The following is a 14,292-nucleotide window of genomic DNA, read 5'->3' as shown; positions in this document are numbered from 1 at the left end:
GCAGAAACCTAATGTGCGAGAATGCCCTTAAAGGAGGGAGAAGGTACTATGGCCAAACCAACGAATCCAACAGGTGGTGGGAAGCAGAACCGTACCGGAGCCTCTCATTTCATAGAGCCGACGCACATTGTAGGGATAGGGGCATCCGCCGGTGGTCTGGAGGCGTTGGGCGCTTTACTGGACTACCTGCCGAAAGACAGCGGAATGGGCTTTGTCATCGTACAGCACTTATCTCCACATTATAAAAGTTTTATGGTTGAACTGCTTTCAAAGCACACGGGCATGTCGATCGTCCAAGCGGAAGACGGCATGAAAGTAGAAGCCAATCGTGTCTACATGATCCCGCCTAAGCAGATTATGACGATTTCATCAGGCCTGCTGAAATTAACCGAGAAGCTTCCTAACACCGGCCTGCATCTATCCATTGATATTTTCCTCCGTTCCCTGGCGGGTGATATTGGCGATAAAGCCATTGCGGTCATTCTTTCCGGGACGGGCAGTGACGGTTCGAAAGGGATTCACGATATTAAGAAGGCTGGGGGCATTGTTTTCGTGCAGGATGAGCAGAGTGCCAAATTTGACGGCATGCCGCGCAGTGCGGTGTTAACGGGTTCGGCGGATTATGTTCTGAATCCTAAGGAGATTGCTGAAGAGCTGGTAAAGATAAAGGGCTTCGAAGGCCCTTTGCATGAAGAAGGGGAGGAACATCTCGTATTTGATTCTTCCATGGAACCTTGGATCGACAAAATTTACAGGATGATTCTTCAGGTTAGCGGCATTGATTTTTCATTTTACAAAAAGAACAGCATTTTCCGCAGAATCGAGCGCAGGATGCAGCTCAGCAATATTGCGGATATTGAAAAATACGTTGAATACTTAGAACAAAGTACCAACGAGCTGTACCAGCTGCGGAAAGATCTGCTGATCGGCGTCACCCATTTTTTCAGGGACCCGCAAGCTTTTGAGCTGCTGCATGATAAAGTGATCAGCAGGATCTGCGAGACCAAGCAGCCGGATGCTGAGATCCGGGTATGGGTTGCCGCATGTTCCACAGGTGAAGAGGCCTATTCTATTGCCATACTGTTCCGGGAATACATGGATTTGCACGGCTACACGAATCCGATTAAGATTTTTGCGACAGATTTGGAAAAGGACTCTATTGATTTTGCAGCTCAGGGCATCTATCCGGAAACCATTTCGAAGTCTGTTCCTCCAGAGCGGCTGGAGAACTATTTTACGCGTGACGGCGATACATTTATGATCCGTAAAGAAATCCGGAAAATGATCGTGTTCGCTCCCCACAATATTACGAAAGATCCTCCGTTCAGCAACTTGGACCTGATTACCTGCCGGAATATGCTGATCTATCTGCAGTCCGAAATGCAGAAAAAGATCATCTCCATGTTCCACTTCGCGTTGAACCAGGACGGTTTTCTATTTTTGGGGCCAAGCGAGACGATCGGGCGTTTTACGAGCCATTTTGCTCCGTTTGACCGCAAGTGGAATATTTTTCAGCAAAGGGAAACGAACGGGAAATACTCCGGGATGCTGGGTCCGAACCATTCGAGTATGGTCGTACCCCATGTAACATCAAACACTTCGGCTAAGTCGGATCTGCCGGATAACAAGAAAACGGATGATATTTACATGACTTTTGTGGACGAACATATGGAACCCTGCCTGGTCATCGACGAGAACCATGACATTGTCCATATGAGCGGTTCGGTAAGTTCTTTCCTGAATGTATCCAAAGGGAGACCCAGCTGGAATATATACAAAATGCTGGATTCCCAGTTGGCCGTAGCCATCACTACAGCTGCCCAGAAAGTTCGGAAGGATAAGCTTCCTATCACATACTACGGCCTGAAACGGGAGTCTGAGCCTGAGGCAGCGCCGTTAAATATGACGATTAAACCATTCTCTTTGAATAGTAAAGCGTACGAGCAGCTCATTCTGGTTTCTTTGGAAGAGTCCGTAAAAGTTAACGCTGCTGCCCTAACAGGTGGTGCCGATTTTGATGTGGACAACCAGTTGAACCAGCGGATGATCGAGCTTGAAGAGGAACTCCGCAAGGCGGAAGAGAAGCTGCAGGCGACAGTAGAAGAGCTGGAGACTTCCAATGAGGAGCTGCAAGCTACCAACGAAGAATTGGTAGCTGCCAATGAAGAACTGCAAAGCACGAACGAAGAACTTCAATCGGTGAATGAGGAACTAGTAACCGTCAACACAGAGTTTCAATACAAGATTCAGGAACTGACCGATCTGAATAACGATATGGACAACTTCCTAAACAGCACGAAGATCGGAACGATCTTTCTGGATACGAATATGTGTATTCGACGGTATACGCCTGCCATTACAAGCGAAATTCATTTAATGGATGTGGATTACGGCCGGCCGATCAGTCATCTTTCGCATAATTTCAAGTATGAGCATTTGCTGAAAGACTGCCGGAAAGTTCTGAAAACCCTGGTGCCTTTGGAAAGGGAGATTCAAAGCAAGACCGGCAAGTGGTACAGCATGCGGATTCTGCCCTATCGTACATTTGACCACCAGATTAAGGGCATCGTTATGACGTTCGTGGATATTACGGAACTGAAGACAGTCAATGAGGAGCTGGTCAAGCTATCCTATGCGATTCAACAGAGTCCGGGCACGATTGTCATAACGGATACGGACGGCCGGATTGAATATGTAAATCCTACGTTTATGCAGCTTACGGGTTATGTTCAAGATGAAGTCTTGGGCAAGAACGTCCATTTCCTTATCGGCGGCGAGGAGAATGGCAGCAACAAATTTAAAGAAATGAAAGATTCGCTGCTTGCCGGCGGAGACTGGACCGGTGAATTCGAGAGCAGGCATAAGGACGGAAGACTGTACTGGGAATCTGTAAAGATGCTCCCTATCAAGAATAAAAAAGGCGAGACGATCCACTATTTGCGCATGTCTGAAGATATTACCGATCAGAAGCATGCCGAGGAACTTCTCCGAAAATCGGAAATGCTGTCCGCTTTAGGCCAGATGGCCGCAGGCATTGCGCATGAAATCCGAAACCCGCTCACGGCGCTGAAGGGATTTACGAAGCTGATTTCCTCCGGAAAGCACAGCGACAGTTATATTTCGATTATGGCGGCAGAGCTGGAGCGCATCGAACTGATCGTCAGCGAGCTGCTGATTCTTGCCAAACCGCAGGCCCTTGCGTTCAACAGCAGGGAGATCACGCCGATCATCGAAGATGTCATTATGTTGGTTGCGACACAGGCTATTATGAACAATGTGGAGATTGAGACCTGTTACGATGACATCCTTCCGGAGATCCATTGCGTGGAAAATCAGTTGAAGCAAGTTTTTCTGAATGTACTGAAAAATGCCATCGAATCAATGAAAAAGGGCGGGAAAGTAACAGTTAGGGTCAGCGCAGTCAACCAAGAAGGCGTAGTGGTGGAGATTACCGATCAAGGCAGCGGCATTCCCAAGGCGTTAATCGCAAAGCTCGGTGAACCTTTTTATTCGACGAAGAATAAGGGGACAGGACTCGGCCTAATGGTCAGCTACAAAATTATTGAAAATCATCAGGGTACAATCACCGTAAACAGCATAGAGAACGAAGGTACTACCGTAAGTATCTTTTTGCCGACTTTTGTATGATGCGGTAAAGGGCAGCAAGGAAAGAGAGAATGAGGGGTTGCAGAATGAATATTCTATCCATTGAACAGCTATCGAAGAGCTACGGTGAAAAGGTACTGTTCGACCAAATCACGTTAGGCATCGACGAGAACGATAAAATCGGGCTCATCGGCGTAAACGGTACCGGAAAGTCCTCGTTTTTGAAAGCAGTCAGCGGGATCGAGCCCGCTGACTCGGGCAAAATATCGGCGGGAAGCGGCGTACGCATTCGTTATCTGCCACAAAATCCGGAGTTCGACCCGGAAGCAACCGTATTGCAGCAAATTTACAGCGGCGAGTCGCCGGTTATGCGGACACTGCGGGATTATCAGGAAACATTGGAGAAATTACAGCTGTCTCCTGAAGATGAGGGGCTGCAGAGCAAGCTGATCCGGTTAAGTCAGGATATGGACTCGCAGGACGCCTGGCAATTGGAGAGCGAAGCGAAGATGATATTGACGCGTCTTGGCATCGACTTCTTTGACAGGAAGGTAGGGACTCTCTCCGGCGGTCAACGAAAGCGGATTGCACTCGCCAGCGCATTGATTCAGCCTTGTGAGCTTCTCATCCTTGATGAGCCGACGAACCACATCGACAACGATACGGTTGATTGGCTGGAACAGTATTTAAATAAACGCAAGGGCGCATTACTGATGATCACCCACGACCGGTACTTCCTGGACCGGGTCGTAAACCGGATTCTTGAACTAGATAAGGGGCAGCTGTACAGCTATGCGGCGAATTACAGCCGCTTTCTTGAGCTCAAGGCAGAGCGGGAGGAGCGTGAGCAGGCGTCGGAGAAGAAGCGGCAGAATCTGCTGCGTTCGGAGCTGGAATGGATCCGCAGGGGAGCAAAGGCGAGGACAACGAAACAAAAGGCGCGTATTGAGCGTTTTGAGAAGCTGTCGGATGCCAATCCTGATTTCCGGAACGATGAAGTGGATATTTCCGTGGGGTCCAGCAGGCTTGGCAAGAAGATTATGGAGATCGGGCATATCAGCAAGTCGTACGAAGGCCGGAAGTTGGTTGACGACTTTAGCTACACGGCTGTCAGAAATGACCGGATCGGTATTATAGGGCCTAACGGGAGCGGGAAATCCACCTTGTTAAACATGATTGCCGGGCGGATTGTGCCTGACAGCGGACAAGTCGAGCTTGGAGCTACCGTGAAGCTGGGCTACTTCTCTCAGGAAAGCGCGGAAATGGATGAAAGCCTTCGGGTCATCGAATACATCAAGGAAGGCGCTGAAGTGATCTATACGGCGGAGGGAGAAGCTATTACGGCTTCCCAGATGTTGGAGCGGTTTCTATTCCCGCCGACAGCCCAGTGGACGCCGATTTCCAAACTGTCTGGCGGCGAGAAACGGAGGCTCTTCCTGTTAAGGGTGTTGATGGGGGCGCCGAATGTGCTGCTTCTGGACGAGCCTACGAATGACTTGGATATTCAGACATTGACGGTTCTTGAACAGTATCTGGACGAATTTCCGGGTATGTGCGTTACCGTATCCCATGACCGTTATTTCCTGGACCGGACGGTGGACAAGATTTTTGCTTTTGAAGGCGGAGGCCGTATTGTACCGCATGTAGGTGATTATTCCGATTATCAGGAATACCGGAAACAGCTCGGGCTGTCGGATAGTGTATCCGCAAGCTCGTCCCCAGCGGCTGCCGGTTCTCAATGCAACGGGAAAGCGACCGCGGAGGGAGCAGCCGGTACGTCCGATACACGGCCGGAGCGCGAGAAGGCCTTGAAGTTCTCCTACAAAGAACAGCGGGAGTTTGAAACAATCGACGATGATATCGCCGCCGCGGAGTCTCGTCTTGCGATGCTGGCGGAACAGATGAACGAAGCCGGTAGCGACTCGGTCCGTCTGCAGGAGCTGATTGCAGAGCAGAAGGCAGCAGAGGAGCGGCTGGACCATCTAATGGAACGCTGGACGTATTTGAACGAGCTGGCTGAGCAGATTGAGGAGTCGAAGCGAAAGTAAGGGACCGGACACCTAGGGTGTCCGGTTTTTCATTCTAAGGGGCCGTAAAGTAGCTCCCTGTCTCCTTTGCTCATGCAGATTGCGGCGCTGACGAACTCCAGACACGCTATTTCGCTCAAAATCGGTGTTTAGAAAATGTAACGAATCAGAGCAGCCTTATTTCGCAAGGTTGACAAGCGTTTTTCTTGTTCATGCAAACGGTTGCATCTTAAAGAGATACAGTAAGAAAAAAGAAGAAAAACCATCATTTCGGATCGTTTTTAGTTAAAATCAGCAGAAAGATGATTTGCTTTAAAAGTAGTTAGCCAGTAAACTTTGATTAGAAATGGCAAACGCTTACATTCTTATAACCTAAAGGCAATGCTACCTTCCTGGTAAGGTACAACCTCGTAGATTTCATTAGAAATTTGCGGGGTTTTTTGGTGTCTTTTTGATTCGTTAAGGTGAGCGGGTTCTCTTAATTTATGAAACCGTTTGCACATTTCTAATTTCTTATTAGGAGGTTACTTCATGCAAATGGCTTTAAAGAGCAAAAAATGGCTTTCCTTACTGATGGTCATTGCTCTCGTCATGTCGTTTTTCGGCGGTTATCCGTCTACGATTCGAGCAGAAAATTCTAATCTAGCTAGTATGAATGCCATAAGCCCTGTACCGGATGGTCATATCCGGATCCATTATAAGAGGACGGCCTCAGACTATGATGGGCTGGGTCTGTGGTTATGGGGAGATGTGACTTCTCCTTCCGCAGGCTGGCCCACAGGCGCTATGCCGTTTGTCTCCGGGCAAACCGACAGTTATGGCACATACCTGGATGTACCTGTGAAATCCGGGGCCAAAGGCATTAACTTCCTGGTTGTGAACCGGACAAGTGGAGACAAGGACGGCGGAGACAAGAACTACACCATCCCTACAGCAGAAACGAATGAGCTTTGGATTCAACAAGCTTCGGATAAAGTTACTCCTTATGAACCCGTGACGATCGCGCCCAATACTGTCCGCATTCATTATCAGCGTGCAGATGGCAATTACGCACCTTACGGAGTCTGGAATTGGGAAGACGTAGCGGCACCTTCTTCTCCTTGGCCTCAGGGAACTCCGTTCCCTGAGGGTCAAGTAGACTCTTACGGCGCGTATGTTGACATCCCGTTAAAGGATGCTGCTAAAAAAATCGGTTTCTTTGTTGTTAACCGTGAACTTGGGGATGGAGACAAGGAAGCGGACCGTAAATTCAGTTTGCTGGACCGATACAATCAGTTATGGATTAAGCAGGGGGACCCGGCCGTATATGTATCCCCTTTTAGAGAACAACCTACAGGGATGTTATCTGCTGAGGCTCTCTCTGAAACGAAATTGTTGCTAAGTTTTACAATGACCGACGGCTTAACCGCCGATGAATTGAAAAGCGCTATCTCAGTTAAGGACCAGACAGGTACCGCAATCACGGTGGTAACTGCTTCAATAAAAAGCGCTACAAGTGTGGAGCTGGTTACACAACCGTTCCAGCTTGATAAGCTTCCTTTGACTGTATCCTATTTAGGTAGAACAGTAACAGCATCCTCCGGCTGGAGAATGGTGGATGAGCTTTACACTTACGAAGGAGATGACCTGGGGGCGACTTACCATAGCGGCGGCAGTGTTACTCTAAAACTGTGGGCACCCAAAGCGACTTCCGTTATTGCTAATGTTTACGATAAAACGGATTCATCCTCTAAGCTGTACAGTGCAGAACTAGTGAAAGGTGAAAAAGGGGTATGGTCGGCTGAGATCGCTCCTGGCCAAGTAAACAACAGCATTACCGATCTAAAGGGATACTTCTATCAGTACGAAGTAACAAATGACGGTGTAACCCGCAAAGTATTAGACCCGTATGCCAAGTCGATGGCTGCCTTTACCGTCAATACCAAAGGGGAAACGGGACCTGATGGTGATAACGTAGGGAAAGCCGCAATTGTAGATTTACATGACACGGCTGTACCGGGACTTACTTATGCTGCTATTGACGGGTATGTGCAGCGTGAAGATGCTGTGATTTGGGAAGCCCATATTCGTGACTTCACATCAGATCCCTCCATCGAGGGAGATCTTGGCGGAGACAGATGGGGTTCATATAGCGCGTTTAAACACAAGCTGGATTACATTAAATCGCTGGGAGTAACGCATGTTCAGCTCTTGCCGGTGATGGCATGGTACTATGGGGACGAAACCAAAGCCGGAACACGGGAACTTCAATATTCTGCCGGCGGCAACGAATATAATTGGGGCTATGATCCGCACAGTTATTTTTCGCCGGATGGAGCTTACTCACTAAATCCTAAAGATCCTCAGCTTAGAATCAAAGAGCTGAAAGAGCTGATTAAAGCGATTCATGATGCAGGAATGGGCGTTGTCTTGGACGTAGTTTACACGCACATGGCCAAAGCCGATTTCCTGAACGACATCGTACCGAATTATTATGCATTCCAGGATGCTAACGGGAACAATATCGGCGGCTTCGGCAACAACTTGGCTACCAGCCACAATATGGCCCAAAAGCTGATGGTTGATTCGGTGAAATATTGGTTCAACGAATATAAGATCGACGGTATGCGCTTTGACATGATGGGCGATGCCACTTATGACGCTGTACAAAAAGCCTATGATGCCGCAGCGGCAGAGAATCCTAAGGCTTTGTTCATTGGCGAAGGCTGGAGAACTTTCGGCGGTGCTGCTTCGGATCCTGCGTTAGCCGGTAAGGGGGCAGACCAGGACTGGATGGACCAGACCGACAACGTAGGTGTCTTCTCTGACGAAATTAGAAACGAGTTGAAATCAGGTTTTGGATCCGAAGGCGAGCCTAGGTTTATCACTGGAGGAGAAAGGGACCTGAACACGATTCTAAAAAATATCAAAGGTCAGCCGGGCAACACACCAGCCGATGATCCGGGAGATATGGTGCAATATATCGAGGCACATGACAACTTGCCTCTATACGACGTAATTGCCCAGTCCATCAAGAAAGATCCTTCCCTACCTGCGAATGATCTTGAAATCCATAAACGCATCCGTTTGGGTAACACTTTGATTTTTACTTCCCAAGGAACAGCTTTCCTTCACGCTGGTCAAGAATACGGGCGCACGAAGCAATGGAAAGGGCAGGGCGTTCCGGGGCAGAAGTATACTGAAATGAAGGATACCCAAGGGAATACATTCGGTTATTTTATTCATGATTCCTATGATTCTTCGGATGCCGTTAATATGTTTGATTGGAAAAAAGCAACGGACGAAGTGAACTACCCTGTCAATCATGTGACAAAAGCCTATACATCCGGATTGGCTGCACTAAGAAAATCCACAAATGCGTTCCGATTAGGCGATAAAGACTTGGTAGACTCCAACGTAGTTATGGTATCTTCGCCGGGTTTAAAATCAACTGACAATGTCATTGCTTATCGGAATAAAGCTACTGACGGTACCGGCTATTATTACGTATTCGTAAACGGCGATGATGAGGAAAGAACGCTCGGGCTCTCGGAAGATCTGACTTCCGGTAAAGTATTGGCTGATAACGACGAAGCCGGAGCTACGGAAGTTCAAACTAAATCGGGATTCGATTTAACGTCAAATTCCATTACGTTGGATCCGCTTACGGCTGTCATTATTAATACCGAAGCGCCGGCAGCTGTTTTATCTTCGATTCAGTTGGATAAAGCAAGTTATACCCTGCAAGAAGGAACTTCACATCAAACGGCAGCTACCGCTTTATATGACGATAACAGCAAAGCCACGGTAACCCGGCAAGCGAGCTATGTATCGGATAAGCCTGAAGTGGCCAAAGTTACTGCAGGAGGCTTAGTGCAGGCTGTAAGTGAAGGCACAGCATTAATTACTGTAACTTACGGCGGCAAGACTGCAACTGTAAACGTAACTGTTACTAAGGAAGCAGTGGATCAGAAGCGTTACATCCAGTTCAACTATATCCGTCCTGACGGAGACTACAAGGACTGGAATCTATGGGTGTGGAATACAGGGGTCAAAAACGACCAGATCGATTTCACAACGTTTGAAAACGGCAAAGCGTCAGTATGGATTGAAATTGCAAAAAACGCAACCAACATGGGATTTGTATTGCGTAAAGGCACAAACTGGGATACGGCTAAGCAGGATATACCGAATGACCGGAGTGTTCCGTTGACTCCAGGCGAGGCCATCACTAAAGTGAATGTAACCAGCATGGTGAATGAGATTGATATCATTCCAAGCGTTACCGGTCCGGAGCTTAAGGACGGTACTATTCACTTCATGTACCGCGATGATGCGTTATTCAAATCGGGAGAATGGGAACGTATCTCCTCTGTAAAGTTGAACATCGGTAACGAAACTCATGAAATGACATTTGATGCAGCTAAGGAATGGTTTACTTTTTCCGTGTCGGATTTGGAAAACGGGACGTATCCGTATTCGTTTGTCATTACTAAGGACGGGGTGACAACGGAAATTTCCGACCCTAAACATACGGAAAACGGGAAATCGGAAGTCACTTATTTCAAACCGAAAGTAAGCATCACTTCCGCAACGAATCCGGGGGCGATTTCGTCCGATGAAAATGCAGTGCTAACGGTGACTGCCCACTCGGAGGATGAAGTCCAGTATAAATTCGGTTCCCTGGATCTAACTGCTCTAGGCGGCCCGGCCAGCGTGCCGTTCGACACGCATCTGATGAAACAGACGATTGCTGTCAAAGACAGTGTAACAGCAGGCTCTAAAACCATTGGAATCACATTGATTGACCAATACGGCAATTCCCACAAGTCTTCAGCCCAGGTCCTGGTGAAAGCACAGCAGGTATCGGAAGGCAATGACTTTGACTGGGATGAAGCCCGCATTTATTTCGCCTTGACTGACCGATTCCTTGATGGGGATCCAAATAACAATCGGAACGTGGATAAGTCCCACTTAGAAGCCTACCATGGCGGAGATTTCAAAGGACTGATCGACAAACTTGACTATTTGCAGCAACTGGGCGTAAATACGCTATGGATCACTCCGATTGTGGACAATATCGATTTTAACAAAGGCGTTGATTTCGGAGGCAAGCAATACGGTTATCATGGCTACTGGGCTAAGGACTTTACACAGCTTGACGAGCATCTCGGGGATCTGAATACCTTTAAGGAATTGATCGACAAGGCACATGACAAAGGCATGAAAATCATGGTCGATGTCGTTCTAAACCATACAGGCTACGGGTTGAAGCCGGAGGATAACAGACCGGGCATCACACAGGAGGATAAAGACCGTTTTAAAGATATGCTTCGGACTGAAGGTGTAACTTCGGATACGGATCCGGTAAAAGGAGAACTGGCACAGCTTCCGGATTTGAAGACAGAAATTCCGGCAGTACGCGAACAAATTGTAAAATGGCAAACAGATTGGCTAAGCCGTGCAAAAACGACAAGAGGTGATACGATCGATTATTTCCGAGTTGATACAGTGAAACATGTAGACAGCACCACATGGAAAGCGTTCAAAAACGCTCTGACTGAGATCAATCCGGACTTTAAACTGATCGGTGAGTACTTCGGTGCAAGCGTGAATGGAGACGGAGGCACATTGCAAAGCGGTCAAATGGATAGTTTGCTGGACTTCGAGTTTAAAAACCGTGCGAAAGCTTTCGTGGAAGGACGGATTGAAGAGGTCGATGCCTATTTGCAGCACCGCGAATCCAAAATGGATAATACGCGGACGTTTGGACAATTTTTAAGCAGTCATGATGAAGATGGATTCCTATCCAACTATGTCAATGGCGATAAAGGAAAGCTGAAAGCAGCCGCGGCTTTGCAAATTACAGCCAAAGGGCAGCCGGTTATTTACTATGGTGAAGAGCTTGGCCGGTCGGGCCCGAATGCCCGGGATATGGGCAAAGGCGAATTCAGCGAAAATCGCTCCGATATGCCTTGGAATCAGCTGGAAACAGAGAAATCGCTTCATGATCATTATGCAAAACTGCTGCAAATCCGCGCAAAGTTCTCAAAGGTGTTTTCCAAAGGAACCAGAACGAAGCTTGCCGGATCAGATCAAGAAGGCTTCTTAGCTTTCAATAAAGAATATCAGGGACAGAACGTGGTTACTATGATCAGCGTGAAACCTGAAGCTATGCAAATCACAGTGCCTGTAAGTTTTGAAGCCGGAAGTAAGCTTATCGATCAATACAGCGGCAAAACGTATACTGTATCAAGTGATCAAAAAGCAGCGGTAGAGCTGCCAGGTATGAACGATGGCGGAACGGTTATTTTGAGCAAAGAGCAAGCCATTCAGCCAGACCCAGGAACTCAACCGATTCCTAGTACGGACACTAAAGATAAACCAAAGCAAATAAGCGAAAATGATTTGAAGCCAAAAGCAGACGGCAGCATCGTATTGGAAGGCAACAGCAAAGGCGTTGCGATTCCAACGGATCTAGTCGGCAAGCTTGCGGGCGGTACCAAAGAAATAAGCATTAAGCTTGGCGAATTGACAGCAACCTTGCCGGTGGATGTGCTGAAAGAAGTACAGAAAATCATCGCCGCGTCGAACCCGCAAGGGGCAGAATTGCGTTTCAACGCAGAATCATTAAAAACAGCTGAGGTTAAGGCACTGTTGGAGAAAGCCAACGGTTCGCTAACGTCCCAGCAGGTGAAAGCAGCAGGCGGCGTTTACGATTTTACTCTGGAAGTAGTGGATAAAGACGGTAAGGCAAACATGATTACAACGTTCGCTCAACCGATCATCTTGAACCTTCCGGTTCAAGGTAACGTGAAACGTCATTTGTTAGGGGTTTACTATGTTGCTGACAATGGACAGCTGGAGTATATAGCCGGCAAGCTGACAGAAAAGGGAATGGAAGCATCGGTTACCCATTTTAGCAAGTATGCCGTACTGGAGTTCAGCCAAACATTTGCAGATGTGCCAGAAGCACACTGGGCGTTCGGGGCCGTAAGCTCCGCTGCGGCAAAGCATGTTATGACTGGAGTTTCCGGCAGTTCATTTGCGCCGGACCGTCAAGTAACCCGTGCTGAATTCGCATCTGTGCTGGCAAGAGCGCTTGCACTGAAGAGCCAAGGAAGCCATCCGTTCACAGACGCTGCGCCGGGCAAATGGTTCACTTCCACGGTATCAGCAGCTTATGCAGCGGGTCTGGTCCAAGGCGTATCTGCTGACCGTTTTGCTCCGGCTGCGTGGTTGACCCGCGAGGAGATCGCTGTCATGGTTGTCCGTGCTTATGAGCTGAGAACTGGCAAGAAAGCATCGCAAGCCGCAGCAGCCTTCAGCGACATGAAACAAGTAAGCGCCTGGGCTAAAGAGAAAGTGGAAGCAGCCGCTGCATTGAAGCTGATGAGCGGAAGCTGGAACGAGTTCTCGCCGAAAGGCTTAGCCACTCGTGCGGAAATCGCTGTTGTTGCAAACAACCTAATGTCCATGAAGTAAAAAGTAACAAGAGGTCTGTCTCTAAAGTGATCAAGAGCCCAAACCCGATGATGACGGCTTTCCGTTCACTGTGGGCGGAGCTTCCTGATTCATTTCCGGACCGAAGGGGTCGTGAGCGGCAGCAGGGTTTCCGTCTTGATTCCAAGAGTCCTTGGTCATCATGGCGCCGTTCCGCCCTTCATCGGTTGAATCTTTGGCTTGCGCAAGCTCCAGCTGTTTTTTCGGGTCCTGTTGTTGGTTCACTTTGCAGTCTTCCTTTCCTAGTCAATTGGGGTTTGTATCAGCATTCCCCAACATAAGGAACATAAACAAAGCCCTTTCGTCTCCCGTCGGGAAGCGAAAGGGCTTTACCATTACTGTTAATTAATCAACGTCAGCATTTGATAGACACTGCGAGAATCCCCAGGCAGCTGCACCTCGGTGCACTGCATTTGGGAGGACCCGTCGCCGTCGAGGAAAATGCCGTCGACGAGCGTCCCCGACCCGACCGTCTCTAGAATCGCGGAGCGGAATTCGGCCGCCGTACAAGGCACCGGGGAGACGATGAACCACACGTTCAAGCCCGTGTTGTACACAAGCCCAGTCCGCATTCTGCGGTCCGCCGCGAACGGCATCGCCTCCTTCGCGGCCTGCTCCGCCCATCGCGCTTCATCGCGCAGGCTCATAGAAATGCCGCCCTGGGCCCAATACTCGCTGCGGTCGCTGACCGCAAGCTCCCCGGCCGAGGCGGCCTGCTGGACGGACCAGGCGCGCGCCGCCCCGTCCCAAACCAGGGTCCCCCGGCTGTACTTGACGTTCGTCCAGCCGGACCCGAAAGCGCCCCGCTCACGCGTCACGGGGCGGTCATTCTGCACGGCGATCGAAAGCAGATCGCCGTTATAAAAGAACCCGCCATTGATGCCGTACCGCCGCGTCTCCAGGACGTTGGTGCTGACGGCCTCCAGGCGGACATTACGAGGCGACGTCTTCATCGTATGAAGGACGACGCCGTTAGAGGCCCGGACCTCCCGGTACGTGTACGCCGTGGGAGGATCCGGGAAGGGCGGAGCCGGCTCCCCGGTCCGGAAGCCGGGCAGACTAAAGGCCAAGGCGGCGATCAGCACCGCCGCGGCCCCCAACACTAGGGCGGTCCGCCTTGAAGGAGCTGCTCCAACACGGCGGACCGCCCACCCCAACGTGCCTTTGCCGGTAGACG

Annotated in this window: 5 protein-coding genes; 3 read left to right on the top strand and 2 right to left on the bottom strand. The window is 49.2% G+C overall.

Annotation, left to right across the window (positions count from 1 at the left end):
* Positions 1-48 precede the first annotated feature (48 nt).
* From ACFSUF_RS12655 to ACFSUF_RS12645, 3 genes are all read left to right on the top strand, one after another.
* Positions 49-3,648, top strand: coding sequence for a chemotaxis protein CheB (locus ACFSUF_RS12655; RefSeq protein WP_377603273.1), 3,600 nt, complete (start codon positions 49-51; stop codon positions 3,646-3,648).
* A 44-nt stretch (positions 3,649-3,692) separates the two neighbouring features.
* Entirely contained in the window at positions 3,693-5,654 is a 1,962-nt protein-coding gene (locus ACFSUF_RS12650) for an ABC-F family ATP-binding cassette domain-containing protein (protein ID WP_377603272.1), read from the top strand.
* Between the two features lie 510 nt (positions 5,655-6,164).
* The gene (locus ACFSUF_RS12645; RefSeq protein ID WP_377603271.1) at positions 6,165-13,097 is read left to right on the top strand and encodes a pullulanase; all 6,933 of its coding nucleotides are present in this window, start codon (positions 6,165-6,167) and stop codon (positions 13,095-13,097) included.
* Between the two features lie 30 nt (positions 13,098-13,127).
* On the opposite strand, the gene ACFSUF_RS12640 is transcribed toward ACFSUF_RS12645, so the two are convergent.
* Both ACFSUF_RS12640 and ACFSUF_RS12635 read right to left on the bottom strand, forming a co-directional pair.
* Positions 13,128-13,340 (bottom strand): hypothetical protein, encoded by a 213-nt coding sequence (locus ACFSUF_RS12640; protein ID WP_377603270.1) that lies wholly within the window; start codon positions 13,338-13,340, stop codon positions 13,128-13,130.
* Between the two features lie 116 nt (positions 13,341-13,456).
* Entirely contained in the window at positions 13,457-14,200 is a 744-nt protein-coding gene (locus ACFSUF_RS12635; protein WP_377603269.1) for a hypothetical protein, read from the bottom strand.
* Positions 14,201-14,292: the final 92 nt, after the last annotated feature.

Origin of the sequence: Paenibacillus gansuensis, from assembly GCF_042684925.1 — a bacterium.
Lineage (GTDB): Bacteria > Bacillota > Bacilli > Paenibacillales > DY6 > Paenibacillus_N > Paenibacillus_N gansuensis.
This window is presented reverse-complemented; position numbering and strand designations above follow the sequence as displayed.

Coding starts and splice junctions, on each gene's coding strand:
- ACFSUF_RS12650 (WP_377603272.1), top strand. CDS start 3,693: ATGAATATTCTATCCATTGAACAGCTATCGAAGAGCTACGGTGAAAAG.
- ACFSUF_RS12645 (WP_377603271.1), top strand. CDS start 6,165: ATGCAAATGGCTTTAAAGAGCAAAAAATGGCTTTCCTTACTGATGGTC.
- ACFSUF_RS12655 (WP_377603273.1), top strand. CDS start 49: ATGGCCAAACCAACGAATCCAACAGGTGGTGGGAAGCAGAACCGTACC.